This is a genomic window from Ignavibacteriota bacterium, from assembly GCA_016713565.1.
Lineage (GTDB): Bacteria > Bacteroidota > Ignavibacteria > Ignavibacteriales > Melioribacteraceae.
Genome location: JADJOX010000005.1, coordinates 229,852 through 253,868, shown reverse-complemented (window position 1 = coordinate 253,868; position 24,017 = coordinate 229,852). Strand labels below are relative to the sequence as shown.

General features: G+C 30.3%; 23 protein-coding genes. 22 read left to right on the top strand and 1 reads right to left on the bottom strand.

Going from position 1 to position 24,017, the window contains the following annotated elements; genetic code table 11:
- Positions 1–2: 2 nt before the first annotated feature.
- From IPK06_05760 to IPK06_05670, 19 genes are all read left to right on the top strand, one after another.
- Positions 3–1,136: a DUF3341 domain-containing protein gene (locus tag IPK06_05760; protein ID MBK7979498.1), complete on the top strand. Its 1,134-nt coding sequence runs from the start codon at positions 3–5 to the stop codon at positions 1,134–1,136.
- A 161-nt stretch (positions 1,137–1,297) separates the two neighbouring features.
- On the top strand, positions 1,298–2,329 hold the full coding sequence (locus IPK06_05755) for a quinol:cytochrome C oxidoreductase (GenBank protein ID MBK7979497.1): 1,032 nt from the start codon (positions 1,298–1,300) through the stop codon (positions 2,327–2,329).
- 14 nt (positions 2,330–2,343) lie between these two features.
- Positions 2,344–3,276, top strand: a complete 933-nt coding sequence (locus IPK06_05750) for a cytochrome c (protein ID MBK7979496.1) — start codon at positions 2,344–2,346, stop codon at positions 3,274–3,276.
- Between the two features lie 26 nt (positions 3,277–3,302).
- Positions 3,303–4,307 (top strand): hypothetical protein, encoded by a 1,005-nt coding sequence (locus tag IPK06_05745; protein MBK7979495.1) that lies wholly within the window; start codon positions 3,303–3,305, stop codon positions 4,305–4,307.
- Between the two features lie 117 nt (positions 4,308–4,424).
- Positions 4,425–5,216: an SCO family protein gene (locus tag IPK06_05740; protein ID MBK7979494.1), complete on the top strand. Its 792-nt coding sequence runs from the start codon at positions 4,425–4,427 to the stop codon at positions 5,214–5,216.
- Positions 5,217–5,231: 15 nt separating this feature from the next.
- Positions 5,232–6,893, top strand: coding sequence for a cytochrome c oxidase subunit I (gene ctaD, locus IPK06_05735; protein MBK7979493.1), 1,662 nt, complete (start codon positions 5,232–5,234; stop codon positions 6,891–6,893).
- Positions 6,886–7,503: a cytochrome c oxidase subunit 3 gene (locus tag IPK06_05730; protein ID MBK7979492.1), complete on the top strand. Its 618-nt coding sequence runs from the start codon at positions 6,886–6,888 to the stop codon at positions 7,501–7,503. Before ctaD ends, IPK06_05730 begins: the two co-directional genes overlap by 8 nt.
- An 8-nt stretch (positions 7,504–7,511) precedes the next feature.
- Entirely contained in the window at positions 7,512–7,805 is a 294-nt protein-coding gene (locus IPK06_05725) for a cytochrome C oxidase subunit IV family protein (protein MBK7979491.1), read from the top strand.
- A 5-nt stretch (positions 7,806–7,810) separates the two neighbouring features.
- Positions 7,811–8,434 carry a cytochrome c oxidase subunit II gene (gene coxB / locus IPK06_05720; protein MBK7979490.1) on the top strand — a complete coding sequence of 208 codons (624 nt, stop codon included), beginning with the start codon at positions 7,811–7,813 and terminating at the stop codon, positions 8,432–8,434.
- Positions 8,435–8,446: 12 nt separating this feature from the next.
- Positions 8,447–9,379, top strand: coding sequence for a protoheme IX farnesyltransferase (locus tag IPK06_05715; GenBank protein MBK7979489.1), 933 nt, complete (start codon positions 8,447–8,449; stop codon positions 9,377–9,379).
- Positions 9,380–9,397: 18 nt separating this feature from the next.
- Positions 9,398–10,741 (top strand): cytochrome c, encoded by a 1,344-nt coding sequence (locus IPK06_05710; protein ID MBK7979488.1) that lies wholly within the window; start codon positions 9,398–9,400, stop codon positions 10,739–10,741.
- Between the two features lie 65 nt (positions 10,742–10,806).
- Entirely contained in the window at positions 10,807–11,661 is an 855-nt protein-coding gene (gene prmC / locus IPK06_05705) for a peptide chain release factor N(5)-glutamine methyltransferase (GenBank protein ID MBK7979487.1), read from the top strand.
- Complete coding sequence (locus IPK06_05700) at positions 11,658–12,107, top strand: D-tyrosyl-tRNA(Tyr) deacylase (GenBank protein MBK7979486.1); 450 nt, start codon at positions 11,658–11,660, stop codon at positions 12,105–12,107. The genes prmC and IPK06_05700 overlap by 4 nt, the downstream gene beginning before the upstream one ends.
- A 44-nt stretch (positions 12,108–12,151) precedes the next feature.
- Positions 12,152–13,051 carry a metalloenzyme gene (locus tag IPK06_05695; GenBank protein ID MBK7979485.1) on the top strand — a complete coding sequence of 300 codons (900 nt, stop codon included), beginning with the start codon at positions 12,152–12,154 and terminating at the stop codon, positions 13,049–13,051.
- Positions 13,051–15,438 carry a DNA internalization-related competence protein ComEC/Rec2 gene (locus tag IPK06_05690; GenBank protein MBK7979484.1) on the top strand — a complete coding sequence of 796 codons (2,388 nt, stop codon included), beginning with the start codon at positions 13,051–13,053 and terminating at the stop codon, positions 15,436–15,438. Before IPK06_05695 ends, IPK06_05690 begins: the two co-directional genes overlap by 1 nt.
- A gap of 3 nt (positions 15,439–15,441) precedes the next feature.
- On the top strand, positions 15,442–16,458 hold the full coding sequence (murB, locus tag IPK06_05685) for a UDP-N-acetylmuramate dehydrogenase (GenBank protein ID MBK7979483.1): 1,017 nt from the start codon (positions 15,442–15,444) through the stop codon (positions 16,456–16,458).
- Positions 16,459–16,467: 9 nt separating this feature from the next.
- A complete protein-coding gene (locus tag IPK06_05680; protein MBK7979482.1) occupies positions 16,468–18,102 on the top strand; it encodes an MFS transporter in 1,635 nt (544 codons plus the stop codon).
- 32 nt (positions 18,103–18,134) lie between these two features.
- Positions 18,135–19,475, top strand: a complete 1,341-nt coding sequence (locus IPK06_05675) for a response regulator SirA (GenBank protein MBK7979481.1) — start codon at positions 18,135–18,137, stop codon at positions 19,473–19,475.
- Between the two features lie 120 nt (positions 19,476–19,595).
- Positions 19,596–20,603, top strand: coding sequence for a hypothetical protein (locus IPK06_05670; protein ID MBK7979480.1), 1,008 nt, complete (start codon positions 19,596–19,598; stop codon positions 20,601–20,603).
- Between the two features lie 57 nt (positions 20,604–20,660).
- On the opposite strand, the gene IPK06_05665 is transcribed toward IPK06_05670, so the two are convergent.
- Positions 20,661–20,984 (bottom strand): heavy metal-binding domain-containing protein, encoded by a 324-nt coding sequence (locus IPK06_05665; GenBank protein MBK7979479.1) that lies wholly within the window; start codon positions 20,982–20,984, stop codon positions 20,661–20,663.
- A gap of 64 nt (positions 20,985–21,048) precedes the next feature.
- On the opposite strand from IPK06_05665, the gene alr reads away from it, so the two are divergent.
- From alr to rpiB, 3 genes are all read left to right on the top strand, one after another.
- Positions 21,049–22,143 carry an alanine racemase gene (gene alr / locus IPK06_05660; GenBank protein ID MBK7979478.1) on the top strand — a complete coding sequence of 365 codons (1,095 nt, stop codon included), beginning with the start codon at positions 21,049–21,051 and terminating at the stop codon, positions 22,141–22,143.
- Between the two features lie 145 nt (positions 22,144–22,288).
- Positions 22,289–23,356 (top strand): mannose-1-phosphate guanylyltransferase, encoded by a 1,068-nt coding sequence (locus tag IPK06_05655; GenBank protein ID MBK7979477.1) that lies wholly within the window; start codon positions 22,289–22,291, stop codon positions 23,354–23,356.
- 2 nt (positions 23,357–23,358) lie between these two features.
- Positions 23,359–24,003, top strand: a complete 645-nt coding sequence (rpiB, locus tag IPK06_05650) for a ribose 5-phosphate isomerase B (protein MBK7979476.1) — start codon at positions 23,359–23,361, stop codon at positions 24,001–24,003.
- Positions 24,004–24,017: the final 14 nt, after the last annotated feature.

Below are 24,017 nucleotides of genomic sequence, written 5' to 3'. Positions count from 1 at the left end.
AAATGAGTGAAAAATTATATTCTTATACAGCGCTTTTTAATACGCCTGATGAAATTATTCATGCAGCGAAAGTAATTACTGAAAAAGGATATACAAAATTTGACGTTAATACTCCATATCCAGTGCACGGTATGGATAATGCTATGAAATTGCCGCCTTCAAAATTAGGTTTTGTTACACTTTTTGCCGGATTAAGTGGTATTATATTAGCTTTAGGTACAATGGGATGGATGATGGGCATTGATTATCCGAATGTAATTGGAGGCAAACCATTTTTCCCATTACCTGCTTTTATACCGATTACATTTGAAATTACTGTGCTTTTGGCAACTTTAACAACAGTTTCTACATTATTGTTTTTCTTTTTCAAGCTTCCGAATAACAAACATCCTTTGCATGATACTAATTATATTAAAAACGTTTCGTCGGATAAATATGGAATTTGCATTGAAGCAATTGATCCTATTTTTAATGAAGTTCAAGTAAAAGATTTATTAAATAGCCTTCACGCATTTGTTGTTGAACCAGTATATTTTGATAAAGAAGAATTAGAATATAAACCGAAAATTACCGAACCTAAATTTGTTGCACTTCTAGTTGGAGTTGCGATTTTTGTTTCCATTTCTACCTATTTACATATGAATAAATTGATGTATGTAACACCTTTTAATTGGATGGAAAAACAGGATAAATCTATAGCTCAATCTCCATCAAAGTATTTTAAAAATGGATCAAGCATGCTGAAGCCGGTTGAAAGATCAGTTGCTAGAGGTTTTATTCCATATCAATTTAAAGATAAACCCGATGACGCCGGAAAATTCTTAGTGAATCCATTAATTCCAGATAATGATAATTTAGCATTAGGTAAAAATAAATTTAATATATATTGCAGTCCATGTCACGGATACTTAGCGGAAGGAGACAGCCGTTTAAGGGGACAGTTCCCAAATCCGCCGAGTCTGCATTCGGAAAAAGTTAGAAATTGGTCCGACGGAAGAATTTATCATGTAATTGTTGAAGGTCAAAATGTTATGCCTTCATACGCATATCAGCTTTCAAGAGAAGAAAGATGGGCTGTAATAAATTATATTCGTGTTCTCCAAAGATCACTAAATGCTAAGGAGTCTGATTTATAATGAGTTCAGATACACATTACGAAATTGAATATACTAAAAAAGCGCTTCCGCCGTTTTTTAGTAAACTTGCAGTTGGACTTACTGTAGTAGGATTAGTTTTAGTAATTTTTGCATATTTAACTGATGCTACTCGAAGCGCATACAATAATATAATTTTATTGATGTTTGTAACCAGTATTGGGTTAGGTTCTTTGTTTTTAATTGCAATAGAATATGTGAGCGGAGCGGTTTGGAGCACTCCTTTTAGAAGAATAGCTGAAATTCTTGCTTCCTTATTATTGGTTGTTCCAATTTTGGCTATACCAATTTATTTTAATATTCATGAAATTTATCATTGGGCTCATTTGGATGTAGTTGCAAATGACGAAATTCTAAAACATAAGAGCCCTTATCTAAATCAAACTTTTTTTACAATCAGGATTGTTGCTTATTTTGTAATATGGATTTTATTTTATTTTCTAATTACAAGAAATTCCCTAAAACAGGATGTTACAAAAGATCAAACTCTTACAAAAAAGAACATAAAATTATCAGCTTTTTTCATACCGTTATTTGCGATTACCGTTACATTTTCGGCAATTGATTGGATGATGAGTTTGGAGCCCCATTGGTTTTCAACCATTTACGGAGTTTATTATTTTGCCGGCACATTTCTTTCTTCGCTTGCATGCATTACTTTCTTAATAGTTTATTTTCATGAAAAAGGGATGTTTGTTAAGGGAATTGTAACTGATCATTATTACAGTTTCGGTGCCTTGCTTTATGGATTTATTAATTTTTGGGCTTATATCGCTTTTAGCCAATATATGTTGATCTGGTATGCAAATCTTCCTGAAGAAACGATTTGGTTTTTAAATAGATGGGAAGGAAGCTGGCTGATTTTCTCAATTGTTTTCGTGTTTATTCATTTTATTATTCCTTTCTTCGCATTAGTTTCACAGCCTTCAAAAACAAACGGTAAAAGATTAAAATTTATGTCAATTTGGATTTTAGTTGCTCATTTTATGGATTTGTATTTTTTAGTTATGCCGACTTTCAGTCCTAACGGTGTTTCACTTGGCTGGATTGAACTTGGATTTTTCTTATTGGCATTTGGCATTGTGTTTTTAGTTTTTTCAGTTAGAGCAAAAAGTGTTAATTTAATTCCCATAGGCGATCCTAAATTAAAAAGAGGCATTGATTTCAGACTTTAATAAAGAGCTTATTTATGCAAGATGATAAAAATATTGAAACAGAAATAAATTTCAAGGAATTGGTAAAATCTCCATCAAGATTATTCGGCTGGATATTTCCTTATTATGCTGTTTTGTTTTTAATAGTTGGAATTTATTTTATTAAACATATGGATGTAACTTCTTTTAATAGTGTACCTGCAATTCAAACGGATTCATTGACAATCAATGTTAATGTTGAACCGAAAAAAGGCGGAGTTTTACCGGCGGTAGATTTAAAATTGATTTTAAGTCCAACAAATGAGCTAATTGAAAAAGGAAAAACATTATTTAAAACAAATTGCGCTTCTTGTCATGGAGATAATGGAAACGGTGACGGCGCCGCTGCGGCTGCGTTAAATCCTAAACCAAGAAATTTTCATCAGGCAGATGGCTGGACAAACGGAAGAAATTTCTCCAATATATTTTCAACTTTGCAGAAAGGCGTACCAAATACCGGAATGATCGCGTATGAGTTTATTCCTGTAGAAGATCGTATTGCAATCATACAATTTATTAGAACTTTTACTGATTTTCCTGCAGTTTCCGATGAAGAAATTGCAAGCATGGATCAAACATATGGATTATCCAAGGGTGTAATTTCACCTAGTAATATTCCAATTGATGTCGCTGAAAAGAAAATTGAAGAAGAGAATCAGCAATTTATTTCTAAAGTGGATTCAATTCTAGCAAAAGTAAATTTAAATAGTGACGCGGAAGTTTTAAATATTTTTAACAATTATGTTTTAGATAAGAAAAGAGTTGCAGAAGTTTTTTCAAGAGATTTTGTACAAAATAAAGATGCTGAAATTTTTATTAGTAAAATTATTGTTGCTCCAGTTGCAAATGGTTTTAAACCTAATATTGTTGAATTATCAAAAGGCGAATTGATAAAACTTTACAACGTTTTATCTAAATCCGTTAGTTAGAAAATAAAATTTTTAGGAATATAAAATTGAATATCTTTAATAATTTGATTTCAGTTGAGAGCGTAACGGATCTATTTATTGTTAAGTATGGTCTTTTTATTTCATTGATATTTTATATACCGTTTATAAGCGTTTTAATCGGTTCGCTTTTATATTCATTGGTTAACTTTAGAAAAGGAAAAATTTTCAATTCGAATTTATACTTTTCGTTTGCGAAATATAGTGCGGATTTAGTTTTAAACAGATTATGGCTTGTTGTTTTAGCCGGTGTTTTTTTTGTGATATCCACAACATTTTTTTATACCCAAATTAATCCAAATTTAAATTCTGAAAATTTAACTTTTGCGATGTATTTAAATTTTGCGGGATTAATTTTAGCATTATCCTACAGAGGAAGTTTTTCAATATTTAAAATTTCCAACATTGAAATTACTGATGCTGAAATTGTACATAAAAATAAAAACTTAAATGTTTTATATTATGGAGGTTGGATAGGATTTATATTACTTGCTGTTTCATCCTTTATTTACATTTCCTATATTAATTTTGCATTTGTTAAAAATTCTTCAATAGATCCAATTTCAATATTGTTCAATAATTACGGAATTATTAACTACTTATTGTTTTTAGCGGTATCATTTTCCATAACTCCCGCATTAATCGGAGTATTCGCGAACAAAAGAAAAGATGCTTTTAATTTTAAGGATTATGCAAATGAGTTCTCAACAAAATCCGGAATATTATTTACATTTGTTCAACCTATTTTGTTTGTGATGATAATTTTTTCCGTATCAGATAAAGTTTTATCGTTTTCGTATTTTATTTCTTCAATTTTAGTTTTAGGATTAATGCTTATTTCAAGCGTTCAATTTTATTTATGGTATAAGGGTAATGGATTAAAAAGGAGAAATATTGTTTTAACTTTAATTCTTATTCTATTTATGCTTGTTTATCATAGTCAGTTGAACAGTGAAAAAGTAAATCAAAAATTCGATATAAAGAATGGAAAAGTAATCAATCTATTTTCTTAATTTCAATTCTTAGTTTTTATACGTTTCAAAACAATTTCTTATGTTGCAATTTTTATAAAAAATAAATAATTTCATAGTTACTTAAATTATACTTTTTATCTTATTTCGAGCTTCTAATTGTTAAAAATAATAGGACACTTAATCTTTATAATTTTGTTGATTTTCGCTTACCCGTCAATCACATATTCTGAAAAAAATCATGTTGAAATTGGCATTGATGAACACTTAGGTTCATTTCTAAATGGAAATCTTGAATTCAAAAATTCAGATGGAGCGAAGGTAAAATTAAGTGAAGTTATAACTAAACCAACCCTTTTAGCATTTGTTTATTTTAAATGTCCCGGAATATGCAACAATACTTTAACGGAGCTTGCTTGGGTTGTAGACAGAGTTGAATTGGAACCCGGTACTGATTTTCAAGTTTTAACAATAAGTATTGATCATAATGAAAATTCTGAAATTTCAGCTCAATCTAAAAAAGATTTTTTATCTACATTGCAAAGAAAATTTCCTGAAAGCGCATGGACATTCTTAACCGGGGATTCTATAAATATATCTTATATAACTAATGAAGCAGGTTTTTATTTTAAAAAAGAAGGAAAACAATATCTTCATCCGGGAGGAATAATTTCTGTTTCACCGGAAAGAAAAATCTCCAGGTATATTTTTGGATCAGATTTCAATCAATTTGACGTTAAGATGGCTTTACTGGACGCTAAAGCAGGAAAAACTAATCCGACTGTTGCTAAATTACTTCAGTTTTGTTTCAGCTATAATCCTGAAGGAAGAAATTATACATTGAACATTACAAGAATATTTGGAAGTATCACATTATTAGGAGTATTTGGATTTATTGCATATTTATTTATTTCCAAAAAGAAGAATCACAAAAAATTAAAAAACGTTTGAAATTAAGGAGATTGAATGGCAAACGGAACAATTGCAATTTCTGAAAAATCATTTTACGAAGAAGGAACGACAAAAAAAGCAAATGGCATTCTTTCATGGCTGCTTAGTACTGACCATAAAAGAATTGGATTGATGTATTTAATAGCGATTTCTATTTTCTTTTTCACTGGAGCAATTCTTGGCGTGTTAATGCGACTTGAATTAATTGCTCCCGGAAGAACTATAATGGATGCACAAACTTATAATACCATTTTTACTCTTCACGGTGTTATAATGATCTTTTTGTTTATCATTCCGGGTATTCCCGCTGTTTTTGGAAATTTCTTTTTACCTCTTCAAATTGGAGCTAAAGATGTAGCTTTCCCAAGATTAAATCTTTTATCATTTTGGATTTATTTAATTGGTACTGTTTTAGTGCTGGTCTCTTTATTTATTAAAGGCGGACCAATTGACACAGGATGGACTTTCTATATGCCTTACAGTGTTAGGACAACGACTAATGTATCTATGGCAATTTTTGCAGCTTTCGTTTTAGGATTTTCATCCATTCTTACTGGATTGAATTTTGTAACAACAGTGCATAGGTTAAGAGCGCCGGGAATGACATTCTTCAAGATGCCTTTATTTGTTTGGTCAACTTATGCCACTGCTTGGATACAAATAATTGCGACTCCAATAATTGGAATTACGATAGTTCTTGTTATTTTGGAACGATATTTCGGTGTTGGCGTATTTGATCCCGCATTGGGCGGTGACCCAATTTTATTTCAGCACTTATTTTGGATTTACTCTCATCCTGCCGTTTATATAATGATTTTACCTGCGATGGGTGTTGTATCCGAAATTATTCCCACTTTTGCCAGAAGAACAATTTTTGGTTATAGAGCCGTCGCAATGTCAAGTTTAGCAATCGCGTTTATTGGATATTTAGTTTGGGCTCATCATATGTTTACAAGCGGTATGAGTGACATGGCTGTTTTAGTCTTTTCATTTTTAACATTTTTGGTTGCGTTACCCAGCGCGATTAAGGTTTTTAATTGGGTTGCAACTTTGTACAAAGGTTCAATTGATCCTCAACCGCCGTTTTTGTGGGTCATGAATTTTATTTTCCTGTTTACCATTGGCGGATTGACCGGATTAATATTGGGTACTTTAGTAACAAATATTCATGTTCACGATACTTATTTTGTCGTTGCCCATTTTCATTATGTTATGTTTGGCGGAACAGGAACAATATTTTTTGCGGCTTTATATTATTGGTTTCCTAAAATGACGGGGGAAATGTATAATTTAAAACTCGCGAAAATAAACGCATTATTATTTTTTATTGCCTTCAATACTTTATATTTCCCTAAATTTATTATGGGTTACGAAGGAATGCCGAGAAGATATTATGATTATCTTCCCGAGTTTGCTTCGCTTCAGCTTATTTCTACAATCGGTTCTTGGATCATGATTACAACAATTATTTTGATCATATATAATTTTGTATCAGCGTTATTAAAAGGTGAAAAATCCGAAGCAAATCCCTGGGGAGGAGTAACACTTGAATGGCATGTTGCATCACCTCCGCCTTTGGAAAATTTTGATGAAATTCCAACAGTTACTCACGAACCTTATGATTTTAGTCAACTTAAAACAATGAAATATGTTCCTAAAGGAGAAACTTATGAGTGACCATTCTATTGCAGTACATAAACATAGAGATGATGTTGGTTCAAGAATGGGAATGTGGCTATTTCTATTTACAGAACTTCTACTATTCGGAGGTTTGTTTTTAGTTTACGCCGTGTATAGGCATGAATATATTTCACAGTTTAGGGTTGCCGCGATGGAGCTAAATACAACTGTCGGCGCATTAAATACAATTATTCTATTAACAAGCAGTTTAACTGTTGCTCTTTCAATTGCCGCATTGCAAAAGGGAAATAGAATTCTTTCGATATTATTGTTGGTAATGACAAATATTTTAGCCTTATCATTTATGATTAATAAGTACTTTGAATGGTCTTCAAAAATTCATCATGGTATTTATCCGGGAAGTGAGCATTTATTAGAATTGTCAAATGGTCAAGTTATATTTTACGGTTTATATTATATAATGACTGGACTTCATGGTCTGCACGTAATAATTGGAGTAATATTTTTATCTATTGTTCTAGGTTTCATTATTACAGGTTCTGTTAATAAAGATAATTATGTAAAATTAGAAAATGCGGGTTTGTATTGGCATTTAGTTGATTTAATTTGGATTTTCCTCTTTCCACTTTTTTATCTTATTCAGTAGGAGATTTAATGAGCAACGATCATCAACAAGCTGAACATAATATTAGTTATTACAAATATTTATTGGTTTGGGTAAGTTTAATTGCTTTTACATCAATTACAGTTAGTATTGCCGGAATCAATTTGGGAAATTTTACATTAGCTATTGCATTGCTAATTGCCGCGATTAAATCTTCACTTGTAATAAATATTTTTATGCATATAAAATTTGAAGATCCGATATTCAAAGTATTTTTAATAATTAGCGGATTTACATTATTTGTAATATTTGCTTTAACGTTTTTTGATTATTTCTATAGGTAATAAAAATGAATTCAAATCCGTCTTCATATGCAAATTATGTCGATTCAACAATGTTATATCTTTTCATTATTGGTTTTATTTTCCTTTTTGGCATAACAATAACAATGATTTATTTCGTTTTTAAGTATAACAGAAAGAAAGGGCATAAACCTGTTGATATACACGGCAGCATTCTTTTGGAAACAGTTTGGTTCATAATACCTTTATTACTTGCGATGTCAATGTTTTATTACGGGTTTATTGGTTTTAAAAAATTCAGAGAAGTTCCTAAAGATGCGATGCAAATAAATGTAACCGCAAGAATGTGGAACTGGGATTTTGTTTATGAAAATGGATTGAATTTGGATACTCTTTACATACCCAAAAATAAAAGTATAAAATTAAATCTTAAATCAAATGATGTTAATCATGCTTTATTTATTCCTGCATTTAGAATTAAACAAGATGTTATTGGCGGAAAACAAAATTACATGGTACTTAAAGCTGATAAAGAAGGAAGTTATAATATTGCATGTGCCGAATATTGCGGACTTGATCATTCTGGAATGTACACAAAACTAATTGTACTTAATGAAAATGATTTTAATAAATGGTATGAAGAACAAAAATCTAAAATTGCAAGTAAATGAAAGTGAATTAGAATGTCTGTAATATTAAGTTCAACAAATCAAATAAGGAAAAGTAATGAAATTGAAAACCCAAAAGGCTTTTTACAATTCTTACTTCTACATAAAAATATTTTACTTGAACTGACAAAATTTAGAATAACTTTTTTTGTTTCCGTTACAACTATTGTTGGATTTATTTTTTATAACGGTCAAATAAATTATGATCTTTTTATTGTATCACTTGGAGTTATATTTTTAGCCGCCGGAGCTTCTGCTTTAAATGAATATCAGGAAAGAAATTTAGACGGTAAAATGCAGCGAACGATTTCACGACCGATTCCTTCAGGAAGAATTTCATCAAGGTATGCTTTAATTGCTACATCCTTGTTAATTATTATTGGTTCATTTATTTTATCTTTAGTAAATGTAACTGTTCTACTTTTAGGATTATTTACATTAATTTGGTACAATGCGGTTTATACTCCTTTGAAAAATATTTCACCCTTTGCAATAATTCCGGGTTCTTTAGTTGGTTCTTTGCCACCAATGATAGGCTGGGCTGCTGCCGGAGGAAATTTATTTGATGTAAGAATTTTATCACTCTCAGGATTTTTATTTATTTGGCAAATCCCGCATTTTTGGCTGCTTGTTTTAATGTACGACGATCAATATAAAAAAGCCGGATTTCCGACTTTATCAAATATATTTTCACATTCTCAGATAGAAAATATCACATATTTACTAATGGTTGTTTTAGTTTTTTCAAGTTTTATTTTTCCTGTATTGGAAAATTCCTATAGTATTTTTACAATATTTTTATTTATCGTTTTTGGATTTTTATCAATATTCTTTACGTTTAGCAAATCAAAAGACAAACAGAATAATATTTTCAGAAATAAATTTGTAATAATAAATCTGTACGTTTTAAGTATTCTTTTGTTAATAACAGCAGAAACTTTAATCTAAAAATTAGGGAAATTTTTAATGGATATACTTCAAGATATAGTTTTTCCACAATCGCCTACGCATCTTATGCTGCTTAAATATTTGTTTTTCCTAACAATGGTTTTACTGTTACCTTATTTAAGTGTGCTGATTGGTTCAACATTGTTTTCCTTAATGCATTTTAGTAAGGGTAAAAAATATAATGATAAAAAATCGTTAATATTTGCAAAAGAATTGATAGATATTTTTACAATCAATAAATCAATGACAATTGCTCTTGGCATTGTACCAATGCTTAGTCTTACATTTGTTTTTGCTCAACTTCTATATGGAACGCAATTAAATTTTACTCCCGATTTTGTTTTTAGTCTGCTATTATTTATCGCCGCACTTTTCAATTTATATATTTACAAATACAGTTTTGCGCTTAAAAATATTTTCTCACTAGTTAATAGTGTTGATATAAAAGATAAAGAATTAGTCGGTGAATTTGAAAATTTCAGAAACAGTAACAGTAAATTACTTTCATACTCCGGTTGGGCAGCTTTGCTTTTGTTCTTAATCGTTTCATATATTTTGTTAGGAATTATTAAAATTGCCAATACTCAAATTCTTGAAAGCAGTATAGAAAAAATTATTTTTTCAACTGATACCTTTTTATTTTTCTTATTTTATGTTTCGTTTTCATTGGCAATTACTTGCGCGGCTGTAACTTTTAAATATTTTAAAATCGACGCAGTACATAGGAGTAAAGATTATTTAGATTATATTAAAATGTTCATTCTTAAAACCGGAATAATTTTTACATTTTTAATGCCTTTATTGTTTGTCGTTTCTCTTCTTAATGAACCGGTCCACTCATTATCCTTTTCGGTATTTATTGTTAGCGCAATAATAATGATGCTCATGCTTATGATTAGTATTTTATTTTATTTAATGTACAAAGAATCAAAAGTAAATCTTGGCGGTACAGCTGTTTTTGTTTTTTTAATTTTATCCTCCTTACTTATTTATAAAGACCAAATGGCGTTTGAAACAAAAAACGTAAAGAATGTTTTTGAGCAGGAAAAAGCATATAAATTATTTGCGGCCAAGATAAAAGAAGATGCCGGAATCACTGAAGTTGTTGAAATACGTGGTGAAGACATCTTTAACGCAAAATGTATTGCCTGCCATAGATTTGATTCACAGCTTGTTGGTCCGGCTTATAATGAAGTCTTGCCAAAATACGACGGCAAACGCGCCGAGCTGATAAATTTTATTATGAATCCAAGAAAAATCAATCCAAAATTACCGGCAATGCCAAATCAAGGTTTGAAACCAAAGGAAGCAGAAGCTATTGCGGATTACATTGTTAAGGTTTATCAAGAAAATAAAAAATAGAATTTATTAATTTACTTTATTAGAAAATTTAGTAAACTTTTAAATGTAATTTTAAATTTTGTTCAATGTATTCTATTCTTCAACTTATAGAACTTTCTGCTGAATACCTTAATACCAAAGGTGTTGAATCCCCCAGATTAAATGCTGAACTATTGCTTGCAAACTTATTAAATTGCAAACGATTGGATTTGTATTTAAAGTACGACCAGCCACTAAAGGAAATAGAAATAAATAAATATAGAGAATTGATAGCAAGAAGAGGAAAAAGAGAACCACTTCAGTATATTATTGGAAATGTTGAATTCTATGGATTAAATTTTTCAGTAAATCCAAATGTTCTTATCCCAAGGCAGGAAACTGAAATTCTTGTTGATCAAATAATTTCGAATATCGATAAAAATACAAAAGTAAAAATTTTAGATATTGGAACGGGAAGCGGAAACATTCCAATTGCATTGGCAAAAAATTTGCCAAATGTTGAAATTGTTGCAATTGATATTAGCGGCAACGCGATTGCTATTGCTAAGTTTAATTCAGAAAGAAATAATGTAAGCGACCGAATAAATTTTATTAACTCGGATTTTAATAAATATTTAATTTCGGAAAATCATCAATTTGATATTATTGTTTCGAATCCGCCTTATATTAAAATTGATGAATATAATTTGTTGGAAAAGGAATTAACTGATTTTGAACCAAACATCGCATTGACTGATTTCAATGACGGATTGACTTTTTACAGGAATATTTCCGAAAAATCAAAATCGCTATTAAAATCTAATGGTCAAATTTATTTTGAAGTTGGAATTTCTCAATCCGGTAAAGTAAAAGAAATTTTAGAAAATAATAATTTTAGTAATATTAAATTAGTAAAGGATTATTTAGAAATAGAAAGAGTTGTTTACGGAGATAAAAATTGAGGGCATTAGTCCAGCGTGTAACTGAAGGTCATGTTTTTGTGAAAGAAAATTCTTATTTGCAGAAAATAAATAAAGGAATGGTAATTCTTCTGGGAGTAAGCGAAGATGATGCGGAGAAAGAAGTTTTGTTCGTTTCTGAAAAATGTGCGAATCTTAGAATTTTTGAAGACCAAAATCAAAAAATGAACTTATCGGTAAAAGATGTAAATGGCGAAGTGCTGATAATATCCCAATTTACGTTATATGGCGATGCCAAAAATGGAAATCGTCCAAGTTATAGTAAAGCCGCGAAACCTGAATTGGCTGATAAATTATACAAATTATTTATTGATGAAATGAAGCGCCATATTGGAGATTCTAAAATCAAACAAGGTGTTTTCGGCGCAATGATGGAAGTGAAAATAATTAATGACGGACCGGTAACTCTGCTTGTTGAATCTAAATAAATATGTTTGTAATTTAAATTATTAATAAAATAAGAAGTATAAAATTGCATTCTACCATTTTAATATTTCTTGATGGAGTTGGAATAGGTAAATCTGATCCCAACATAAATCCATTCTTTAAATATCCATTTAAAACTTTTACGGAACTTTTCGGAAATATTCCATCGTTAGATAAACAAAAAATGAATAAAGATGGGAGATTCATTTTTCCTTCTGATCCTTTAATGGATATTCCCGATTTACCTCAAAGCGGTACCGGACAAACTTCAATTTTCTGCGGAGTAAATGCAGCAAGAATTGTAGGACATCATTTTGGCCCATTCCCGCACAGCACATTAGTTCCAATTATTAAGATCCAAAATATTTTTGCTCAGTTTAAGAAAAAGAAAAAGAAAGTAACATTTGTTAACGCGTATCCCAAAGTTTTCTTTGAATATATTGAATCGGGTAAAAAAAGACTCAGCGTAACAAGTTTAAGCTGTATGTTGAGCAAAGTTCCACTCAACGGAGCCACAGAATTAAGAAAAGGCGAAGCGTTAAGCGCAGAAATTGATAACGATGGCTGGGTAAATAAACTCGGTTATAACATTCCAATTATTAAACCTGAAACTGCGGCAAAAAGATTATTTAAAATTGCCGAACAAAATCATTTCACACTTTTCGAACATTTTTTAACTGATCATTTGGGTCACGGACGAAATATTGAAACACTCGAAGACAGACTTAACGTACTTGACCAATTTTTATATTACGTTATTAAAAACATTCCGGATAATTTTACATTGCTCGTTTGTTCCGATCACGGAAATTTGGAAGATCTTTCCGTAAAATCGCATACTACAAATCCTTCATTAACGATAACAGCGGGAAAATACGCGGAAAGATTATCCAACAGAATTACAAACTTATCACATATAAGGGACGCAATTTTGGAGCTTTATTAGTGGATAAATATCCAATAATAAAAATAGTAACAGCATTTTGTTTTGGAATAATTTTACAGCAGATATTTAGTTTCTCATTATTATATATAATTTTAATTTTCGTTTTCACTTTATTTATTTTAGTCATTTCTGTCTTCGTAAAAAATTCTAAAATTCAAATAACAAAAAGCATCGCAATATTTTTGTTCTCATTTCTTTTGGGAATTACTGCATTAGCTGTTCAGAAAATGACGATAGCAAAGTTTCCGTTTAATTTACCCAAAATAAGAAATGAAAATATATCAGGAACAATTAACGATATTAACTTAATTGAGGCCGATCGAATTACAATAAAACTAAATTTGACTGAAATTAATGGCAAATCACTTAACAATAAAAATTCAATTTATTTATGCAGATTTTGGAAGGATACATTGAATAATGTTGAAAAGATTTATGATGAAATTAAAATAGGAAATAAAATAAAATTTGTTGGAACGATTCTAGAACCGAAAGGACAAAGAAATCCGGGGGAGTTTGATTATAAAAATTATCTAAATATTAATGGAATTTCCGGTATAATAAATTGTTATGACTTTGATGGATTGGAAATAATTGACAAAAATTTTAATTACATCTTAAACTCAATTTTTGAAATAAGAAGATCAATTGATAATAAAATAAAACAAATTTACACTGAAGAATATGCAGGTTTTATAAAAGGTATTTTTCTTGCCGACCGTTCTGATATTAGTCAGGATTTAAAATCTGAATTTATCAATTCCGGAGTTATTCATGTCCTTGCGGTTTCCGGCTTGCACGTGGGATTTATAGTTTTTTTTATCTTCGCGTTATCCGGAAGAATAGAATTGCGTTATAAATACTATATTGCAATTGCCGGAATTATACTTTTTCTTATCATCACAAAAGGTGTTCCTTCAGTTTTTAGAGCTTCGGTAATGGCGATAATAATTTTTACAGCCAAGCTTTCCGGACGAAGTTCAAACGGAATTAATTCCTTGTCAATCGCGGCTTTTATAATTTTACTTTTAAATCCTTTAGAACTTTTTAATCCGGGATTTTTACTCTCATTCTCTGCCGTGCTTTCTATACTTATTATTTTCCCAATGTTTTCTAATGCCGTAAAACAACTGAAGATAAACAAATATCTGAAAAATATTTTAATCTTTGCATCTGTTTCAATTGCGGCGCAAATAGGCACTTTACCGTTTACACTCTACTATTTTAATAAATTGTCAATAATTTCAATACTTGCGAATATTATTGTTATTCCAATTATTGGAATAAATGTCGCGACCGGAATTATTTCCATAATCATTGGTTATATATCAATTCCTTTTGCTTCTGTTTTCGCCGAAGCAAATATGTTTTTAATTTCGTTAAATTTCTTAATTGTAAAAATTTTATCCGAGCTGAATTTTTCTCATTTAGATATTTTTAATTTCTCTATATATGACGGCTTGATTTTCTATTTCACGATTTTATTGATTTTCATTTTCATGAAATATTTAAATGGATTGAAAAAATTTTTTGCAATTTCATTTGCGGTATTAGTCTCACTTTTTCTTTATAAATTAGACAACATATCGATTTTACCTAAAAATGAACTTACGATTTTAGCAATTGATGTTGGGCAAGGCGATTCTTTTTTAGTTAAATTTCCCAATGATAAAATTGCATTAATTGACGCCGGAAATTTTACTGATTATTTTGATTGCGGAAAATATATTATTTATCCGCTTTTGCAAAGATTAGGAATTGATAAAATAGATTACGCATTTATTTCACATTTAGATTCTGATCATTTTGGCGGAAGCATTTATTTAATTGATCAAAATCTTATTGGGAAATTATATAAACCAAAAATACATAATGATATTAAAGATAAAACTTTTGAGGATTTTTTAGATTCTAATAATATGAAATACTTTAGCTATTCCGATACGACTTTTAATATCGGGAAAACTAAAATTACTTTTTTTAATGATACCACAAAATTAAATTCAATGAACCTGAGCAGTAATGATAATAGCGGAATTATTAAAATAGAATACGGAAAAAATTCATTTTTATTTGTTGGTGATGCCGAATTGGAAATGGAAGAATTTTTGATTGAAAATTATTCAAGTGAGCTGCAATCCGATGTATTAAAGATCGGTCACCATGGAAGTAAAAGTTCAACAAGCGATGAATTTTTGAATCTTGTAAATCCTAAAATTGCGTTGATAAGTGCCGGAATAATGAACAAATTTAAACACCCATCAAACGAAGTTATACGTAGATTAGAACTAAAACAAATTGAAATTTTAAGAACCGATTTAAATTGTGCTGTAATTTTATCATCAGATGGAAATGAAATAAAAAATATTGACTGGAGAAGTTTTTAAATTATGCGGACTTTTGAAAATATTTCATTAAAGAAATTAAACACCTTTGGAATCGAGTGTTCGGCAAAAAAACTAATAAAGTTTGAAAACGAAAATGAAATAAAAAATTTTTTATGTGACGCAAAAAATGATAATGATGAATATTTAATTATTGGCGGCGGAAGCAATATTTTATTTACTCAGGATTTTAATGGAACTATTTTACAATCATCGATCAATGGAATTATTGAAGTTAATAGAACATCAGAAAATGTTTTTTTAGAAATTGGAAGCGGAGTAATTTGGGATGACTTGGTTAAATTTTGCGTTGATAAAAATTACGGCGGAATTGAAAATTTATCTATGATACCGGGAACAGTCGGCGCGGCGCCAATTCAAAATATTGGTGCATATGGAACTGAATTTGAAGAAGTATTTGTAAGTTTGGAAGGAATTGATTTACTAAATAATGAAAAATTAATTTTTAGTAAAAACGAAAGTGAATTTGGATACCGCGATAGTATTTTCAAGAGGAAGTTTAAAAACAAATTAATAATTTCAAAAGTTATTATTAAACTTAATCTAAATCCTAAAGTAAATTTATCATACAAAGCAATTCAAGATGAAATATCAAAACATGGTTATAAAAATATCGATATAAAAATAATAAGTGAAATTGTAAGAAAGATAAGGACAAGCAAACTGCCTGATCCAAAGGAAATTGGGAATGCGGGAAGTTTCTTTAAAAATCCAACAATAAGTAAAGAGCATTTTAATTTATTGGCAGTTGAAAACAGCGATATGCCATTCTATAAAATTGATGAAAACAATTACAAAATTCCTGCCGGATGGTTGATAGAAAAGTGCGGATTTAAGGGAAAAAGAACAAATGATGCAGGAGTTCATTCCAAACAGGCGCTTGTTCTAGTCAACTATGGGAATGCAAAGGGATCTGAAATAATCGATTTAGCATTTGAAATAAAAGAGAAAGTTTTTTTAAATTTTAAAATTAATCTGGAATTTGAAGTTAATATAATATAAGGGTGAGAAATGAAAGATTTATATGTTGTACTTGTCGGTCTATCCGTAATTTTTTATATTTTTTTTGTTCTTGGTACAGCAAGATTGGCTATTCAAAAAAAACTTAATTCAATTTTATTAACGGCGCTTGCAGCATTACTTCCAATAATAGTAATTTATTTTTTCTTAAACGAAGAAAATGCTTTTATAATTATTTTACTTGCGTTGGCAATTCCGCTAGCCGCATTTTTATTTACAATTTTTACCAAGGAAAATAAAAGCAAAGTAATTGGCAAGGTTTCATTCTTTGATAATATTGTAATGGAATTAACTCAGCCGTTTATTGATCTGTCAAAGACTTCTCAAGCTTTATTTGGAATAAATCTATCTTATGTTTTAGAAGGATTGACATATTTTGGCGTTGTTGGTTTACTAGCAATATTTTTTAATGAATATATAAAACTTGATGATATTGACGCCGGAAGAATGGTTGGAATATTAACCGCCGGAATTACTATCGCGATGCTATTCCTCGGAGCAACAGTAGATTGGATAGGATTAAGAAAATCCTTGCTTATTGCACTTTCACTTATGCTGGTCGGTAGAATTATTTTAACAATATCTCCATCAATTGGTGTCTCTGGTTTATGGAATTCCGCACACATCTATGCAATGTTGGGAATTTTTGGAATTGTATTGGGATACGGAATTTATCAGCCTGCTTGTTATGCCGGAGTTAAGCAATTGACAGATGAAAAAACCTCGGCAATGGGTTACGCAATGCTTTATGCCTTAATGAATCTTGGCGGATTTTTACCAGGAATTATTTCACCTCCAATAAGAAAAGCATTTGAAATTACCGGTGTATTTTGGGTTTATGTAATTTTAACTGTTGCTGGAATTGCCGCTGTATATTTTATAATTACTAAAAAAGCAATGACAAAGGCGTTAGCCGATTTAAATACGGATAAAAATAAGGTAGAAGAAGTTGATCCAATGTTGGAAATGTCCGGTAAAGAAAAATTTATGTATTACATTAAAAATTTTCCTCTAAAGGATTTAAGATTTCTATACTTCGTCTTTATATTAATTTTTGTTCAAACTTTATTTGCGCACAATTGGTTAACCATACCTCTTTATACAAGCCGAGCATTCGAAGGATTTGTCGGAGAAAATTTTGAATTTTTTGTAAACCTTAATCCGATTTTAATTTTTATTCTTACGCCAATGGTTACTGCGTTAACATCTAAAAAAGATACATATAATATGATGATCGCCGGAACTTTTGTAATGGCTTTTCCGACATTCATTTTAGCTTTGGGACCAACTTTTGAAACATTGATGGCATATTTAATTATAATGACAATTGGCGAAGCAATGTGGCAGCCAAGATTTTTGCAATGGGTTGCTGAAATTGCACCGAAAAATATGACCGGAATTTATATGGGAATCGGGCAATTTCCTTGGTTTTTAACAAAAGTTATTACAAGTTTATATTCAGGTTGGTTTTTGATGAATTATTGCCCAGCCGATACTCCGATTTCTGAATTAAATACAGAAACAATGTGGTTTATTTATGGATTAATTGCGATAATAAGTCCAATAGGTTTACTTTTAGCCAAAGGCTGGATGAAAAAGGGATTTAAAGTTAAGCATGTTGATTGAATATAAAATGTTCATTAAAAAAAGAGCTGCATATGTCTAAATTTAAAAATGTTGTTAAAAGGAGCGGTGCTATTGTTCCGTTCACAAAAATTAGAATTGTTAACGCGATTTACAGAGCCGCTATTTCTGTTGGCGGAAGAGATAAAGAACGCGCCGAAATTTTAGCTGATAAAGTTATAGATTATTTGGAAAAGAAATTTTCTGATGATCACGTTCCAAATATTGAAGAAATTCAAGATGCCGTTGAAAAAATACTTATTGAAAATGGACACGCAAAAGTTGCCAAAGAATTTATTTTGTATAGAGATGAAAGAAATAAAAGCAGAATGTCAGAAGCAAAAATTGCGTCTAAACCGGATGAAAATATTCCTTGGGCAAAAATCTGGAGAGTATTAGATTGGGCTTCTACTCATAATTTAAATACAATTGAAAAATACAATACACGAATAAATAATAATGAATTTCCGCATATAGTGCATGAATCGGAAGCGGCTTACGAAGACGATTTAGATACAGCTGCCGATATGATACTTGAAAGAAGTGATAAATTACGTATGGTTTTTATTAGCGGACCTTCTTCTTCGGGGAAAACAACTACAACAATAAAAATTGAAGAAAGATTAAAAAAAAACGGATTAAAATTTGCCACTGTAAATGTTGATAATTATTTCTTTGATTTAGAAGATCATCCTAAGGATGAATTTGGAGATTACGATTTTGAAACTCCTCAAGCGCTTGATCTGGAATTAATAAATGAGCATTTGTTAAAACTTTCTAACGGTGAAGAAGTTAAAATTCCTTTTTATGATTTTAGGCTTGGGAAAAGGTACATGGACAAATCACCGATGAAATTAAGAGAAAATGAAATAATACTTATTGATAGTTTGCACGGTTTATTTCCCGCATTCAGCAAAGAAATTCCAGGAGAAGTAAAATTTAAATTATACTTGGAACCATTGCTTCAGATGAAAGATAAAAACAATAAATATATTCAATGGACGGATATCAGACTTATGCGAAGAATGTTAAGGGATTCTGTTCATCGAGCGTATGATCCGTTGCAGACTTTGGAACATTGGCATTATGTACGTTCGAGTGAATTACGAAATATAATTCCCTTTGCTAATTCTGCAGATTTTATCATTAATAGCGCAATGCCTTATGAATTATCTTTGTATAAAACAAAATTATTTGAGAAGTTCAAAGTTTGGAAAAATAAATTCAAAGATAATCCTTTAAAAGAAGATGCTTTTTTACGTGCGGAAAGAATTTGTAATTTTATGGAAGAAATAATAGAATTTAGCGATGAATCACCGATTCCCAAAGATTCGGTTTTAAGAGAATTTATTGGTGGAAGTGTTTACAAATATTAGTTTATAAATCTTATAAATAATATAAATCTTTCGATAATAATAATTATTTGCATATTATTTTAGTCTTTATGCTAACTAAAATTATTGTAAAATTTTTATGCAACACAAATCGGGGGGAAAATGAAAAAAATGCACAAAGCATCAATACTTATCTTCTTACTTACTTTTATTACTTCATTAACATTTGCACAAGAAACACCGGAATTTAGCGTTAAAGTCGGCGGATTAATACAAGCATGGACAAGCTACGGTCAAATTAATGGCGCAGATACAAATTCACTAGGATGGGGGATTAGAAGGGCAAGATTAATAGCAACGTCAAATTTCGGTACAAAAATGAAAGGTATTGTTCAACTTGAATTGACTAGTTTCAAACTTTTGGATGCAAAAATTGAATATTCGCTTAGCAATATGTTTACGTTATCTGCAGGTAGATTTATTGGCGCAGGAGTAAGAGGAGCCGGATTAACCGGAGCCGGCAGCATTGATATTACTGAAAGAGCTTATTCTGCGGATAGATGGGCGGCTAATACTATCGGGACTGATTTTAGAGATTATGGAATGGATCTTACTGCAAATATCGGCGAATTAAAAGCCAATGTAACTTTGCATAATGGTGATGGATCAGTAAATGTGACAAATAAAGTACTTGGATCACAAATTCAAAACGGAGGATTTGCGGTAAGCGGAATGTTAGCTTATAAACCTGAAATGCTGAAAGGTTTGGAAGTTGGCGGTTACTACGGCATTGGTAATAAAGAAATAAATGAATATAGCGCTTATAATGCTTATGCTTATTTTGAACCCGGCAAATTTAAAGTAAAAGCTGAATTTATTGGATGGACAAACACAATTGACAATTCCGATTTGTCGCAAATGGGTTATTATCTTTTAGGAGGTTATAAAATTTTAGATTGCCTTGAAGCTATTGCAAGATATGAAATTTATGACGCAAATACAGATCTTGATGATACTGAATTAAATTTTATAACTGTTGGTGCTACTTATTCTCTTTTCCCGTCTAAATGGAATGCTGGAAAAATTACTGCCGCTTATATTATAACCGGTGAGCCGAATATTACAGTCGACAATAATGTTTTTCAAATTGTTATGCAGTTGTCATTCTAATTAAAAAATTAAAACTTACTCCGATTTTTTTAATAAAATCGGAGTAAAAAAAATAAATTAACCTTCTACTAAAACAGCGGTTCCGCTTGCCGCGACCATTAACATACTTCCGTTTGTTGAAATTGTTTCATAATCCAAATCTACACCGATTATAGCGTTGCCGCCTAAAGATTTTGTTTGCTCAATCATTTCTTCAATTGCAATTTGTTTCGCTTTTCTAAGTTCATTTTCATAAGCAGCCGATCTACCGCCAATTATATCTCTGATACCGGCAAATAAATCCTTAAAAATATTTGCGCCGAGTATTGCTTCGCCGGAAACTAATCCCAAATATTTTGTTATTTTTTTACCTTCAATTGTATTTGTTGTTGTAACTAACATTTTTACTCCAATTTAATGAATGAATTAAATAAATTTATAAATAAAATTACTTTAAACTAAAATTATGAATTCAACAATAGCTGAAATTAACCTTAATAATCTAATACACAATTATAATACAATAAGACGAAAGACAAGAAAAAAAGTTATGGCGGTAGTAAAAGCCGACGCTTACGGTCATGGTATGATTGAATGTGTTAAAACACTTGAAAAACTTCAAAATCCACCGGAATATTATGGTGTTGCTCTCCTATGTGAGGCTTTAGAATTGAAAAAATCAAAAACAACTTCTAAACCGATTTTGTGTTTTGCGCCAATGGATATTAAGCATGTTACACATTATAAAAATATTATTCCAACAATAACTTCTGAAACTCAACTTGAAGATTTTCGAAAACATAAATTGAATTTTAAGATTAAGGTACACGTTAATATCAACACCGGGATGAATAGATTAGGGATCAGATTCGAAAATGCCGTTATTAATATTGAAAAACTTTCAAAAATCAGAAATATTAAAATTGACGGAATTTATACTCATTTTGCAACATCCGATGAATTTAATAAAGATTTTGTAAATCTTCAGCTTCAGAGATTTGCAAAAATTGTAGAAGAACTCAAAAATAAAAATATTGATTACGGATATGCGCATTGTGCCAACAGCGGAGCAATAATCGATTTACCCAAATCATATTTTGATATGGTGCGTCCGGGAATTTCACTTTATGGATATTTTCCTTCATTGGAAACTACAGAATCAATAAACTTAAAACCTGTTATGGCAATTAAAACAAGAATTTCTAATATTATGGAAATAAAAAAAGGCGAAACCGTAGGATACGGCAGGTTATTTAAAGCTGAAAAAAATATGAAAATAGGAACCTTACCAATTGGTTATGCCGATGGATTATCAAGAAATTTGAGTAATAAAATTAAAGTAATAAATGGTAATGAACTTTCGACTCAGTTGGGCAGAATTTCAATGGATAGGATTAGCATAAGTTTAAAACTAAATAATAAACTGAATGATGAAATTATCTTACTTGGCAAAAAAGGTAAATTAAAAATCGATGCTTGGGATTGGTCAAAAATTTTAAATACAATTCCATATGAAATTACATGCTCAATCAGCAAAAGAATTCCAAGAATTTATATTTAAAGAAATTTTTCAAATTGGCTTTTTAGATCAAAATATTAGTAATATTTATTGTATTTAACATTCAATAATCCGATGAAAATACTTATCTTTCATAATTAAAAATCTAACATATCTTAACACACAAAAATGGAGAATAAATAATTTTATGGAATTATTTGCAGTCATAATGGCTGGGGGTGTTGGTGCGAGATTTTGGCCGAGAAGCAGACGGGAAAAGCCGAAACAGCTTATTCAGATTTTTGGTCAGAATACCATGATTCAAGATACGGTTAATAGATTAGAAGGACTAATTAAAAACGAAAATATTTACGTAATTACAAATCAAATTCAAAAAGACAGCATTGTTGATCAGCTTAATCAAGTACCTAAAGAAAATATTATCGCCGAGCCATTTGGCAAAAATACAGCGGCTTGTATCGGACTTGCGTCAATTTTAATCCATAATAAATCTAAGGATGCGGTTACAATAATTCTTCCTGCAGATCATTTAATTCAAGATAAAGAAGGTTTTCAAACAACATTAATTACTGCCGCAAATTTTGCCTATAAAACAGATGGATTAATTACAATTGGTATTAAACCAACAAGACCTGAAACCGGTTACGGTTATATTCAAATTGTAGAAAGGAAAATTGAGAATAATGTTTATAAAGTTCAGACTTTTGCGGAAAAACCAAATCTTTCAACCGCAAAAAGATTTGTAGAAGCAGGTGATTTTCTCTGGAATTCCGGAATGTTTATCTGGAAAACCGATGTTATATTAAATGAAATTAGTTTGTACTTGCCAGAACTTTATGATGGAATGATTGAACTTGAAAAAACAATTTCGACCAAAAATTTTGATGAAACTTTAGAAAAAGTATATGGTCAGCTCATAAGTATTTCAATAGATTACGGCATTATGGAAAAATCCAACAAAGTATTTTTAGTAAGCGGTAATTTTGATTGGAGCGACGTAGGAAGCTGGGAAGAAGTTTATCAGCTTTCGGGTAAAGATGAAAATGGCAATGCCAAAATTGGAGATGTTTATACCGAAAATACTTTCGGGAGCTATGTATTCAATCCTAAAAAATTTACAGCTTTAGTTGGCTTAGAAAATATTATTGTTATTGAAACAGACGATTCGCTGCTGATATGCAATAGAGATAATGTTCAAGATGTTAAACATGTCGTTGATTATTTGAAGATGAACAATAAGGATAATCTTCTTTAAATATGGCAAATAAAAAAGTAATTACCGAAATTGATATAATTAACCTTTTAAGAAGAGGAAAATATAAATTTGAGATTTCCGGAAATGAAATTTTTACTCCTGCTGCATTAGATAAAATAAAAGAAAATTCGGTTGAGCTTATTAAAATTGACGGTAAAAAATCAATCTTAGAATTAAGCGAAAAGAATTTAGCTAAAAGAAAATTGGTTATTGGCTCAGATCATACCGGATATAAGATTAAACAAATTCTTATTCAGTTGTTAAAATCTCAAGGATTTGAAATTTTGGACGTTGGAACCGATAACGAAAATTCTTGCGATTATCCTGATTTTGCCATAAAAGTCGCTGAAGAAATTAAAAACGGTAATGCCGACTTTGGAATTTTGATAGACGCAACGGGAATTCCTTCGGCAATAACCGCAAATAAAATTCCTGGAATAAGAGCCGCAACGTGCTATAATGAGTTTTCAGCACAAAGTTCAAGGGAGCATAACAATTCTAATGTTTTGGTTATTGGCGCAAAAACATTGGGAGAAGAAAGCATTAAATCAATTTTGAGTGTTTGGTTAAACAGTGTTTTTTTAGGCGAACGTCATCAAAAAAGATTGGATAAAATTTCGGATGCTGAAAAAAAATATTCAAAATAATATTATATGAGAAA

What these genes read in the sequence shown, in the direction of transcription:
- IPK06_05760 (MBK7979498.1), top strand. Translation starts at nt 3, where the DNA reads ATGAGTGAAAAATTATATTCTTATACAGCGCTTTTTAATACGCCTGAT.
- IPK06_05755 (MBK7979497.1), top strand. Translation starts at nt 1,298, where the DNA reads ATGTTTGTAACCAGTATTGGGTTAGGTTCTTTGTTTTTAATTGCAATA.
- IPK06_05750 (MBK7979496.1), top strand. Translation starts at nt 2,344, where the DNA reads ATGCAAGATGATAAAAATATTGAAACAGAAATAAATTTCAAGGAATTG.
- ctaD (MBK7979493.1), top strand. Translation starts at nt 5,232, where the DNA reads ATGGCAAACGGAACAATTGCAATTTCTGAAAAATCATTTTACGAAGAA.
- IPK06_05730 (MBK7979492.1), top strand. Translation starts at nt 6,886, where the DNA reads ATGAGTGACCATTCTATTGCAGTACATAAACATAGAGATGATGTTGGT.
- IPK06_05725 (MBK7979491.1), top strand. Translation starts at nt 7,512, where the DNA reads ATGAGCAACGATCATCAACAAGCTGAACATAATATTAGTTATTACAAA.
- coxB (MBK7979490.1), top strand. Translation starts at nt 7,811, where the DNA reads ATGAATTCAAATCCGTCTTCATATGCAAATTATGTCGATTCAACAATG.
- IPK06_05715 (MBK7979489.1), top strand. Translation starts at nt 8,447, where the DNA reads ATGTCTGTAATATTAAGTTCAACAAATCAAATAAGGAAAAGTAATGAA.
- IPK06_05710 (MBK7979488.1), top strand. Translation starts at nt 9,398, where the DNA reads ATGGATATACTTCAAGATATAGTTTTTCCACAATCGCCTACGCATCTT.
- prmC (MBK7979487.1), top strand. Translation starts at nt 10,807, where the DNA reads ATGTATTCTATTCTTCAACTTATAGAACTTTCTGCTGAATACCTTAAT.
- murB (MBK7979483.1), top strand. Translation starts at nt 15,442, where the DNA reads ATGCGGACTTTTGAAAATATTTCATTAAAGAAATTAAACACCTTTGGA.
- IPK06_05680 (MBK7979482.1), top strand. Translation starts at nt 16,468, where the DNA reads ATGAAAGATTTATATGTTGTACTTGTCGGTCTATCCGTAATTTTTTAT.
- IPK06_05675 (MBK7979481.1), top strand. Translation starts at nt 18,135, where the DNA reads ATGTCTAAATTTAAAAATGTTGTTAAAAGGAGCGGTGCTATTGTTCCG.
- IPK06_05670 (MBK7979480.1), top strand. Translation starts at nt 19,596, where the DNA reads ATGAAAAAAATGCACAAAGCATCAATACTTATCTTCTTACTTACTTTT.
- IPK06_05665 (MBK7979479.1), bottom strand. Translation starts at nt 20,984, where the DNA reads ATGTTAGTTACAACAACAAATACAATTGAAGGTAAAAAAATAACAAAA.
- alr (MBK7979478.1), top strand. Translation starts at nt 21,049, where the DNA reads ATGAATTCAACAATAGCTGAAATTAACCTTAATAATCTAATACACAAT.
- IPK06_05655 (MBK7979477.1), top strand. Translation starts at nt 22,289, where the DNA reads ATGGAATTATTTGCAGTCATAATGGCTGGGGGTGTTGGTGCGAGATTT.
- rpiB (MBK7979476.1), top strand. Translation starts at nt 23,359, where the DNA reads ATGGCAAATAAAAAAGTAATTACCGAAATTGATATAATTAACCTTTTA.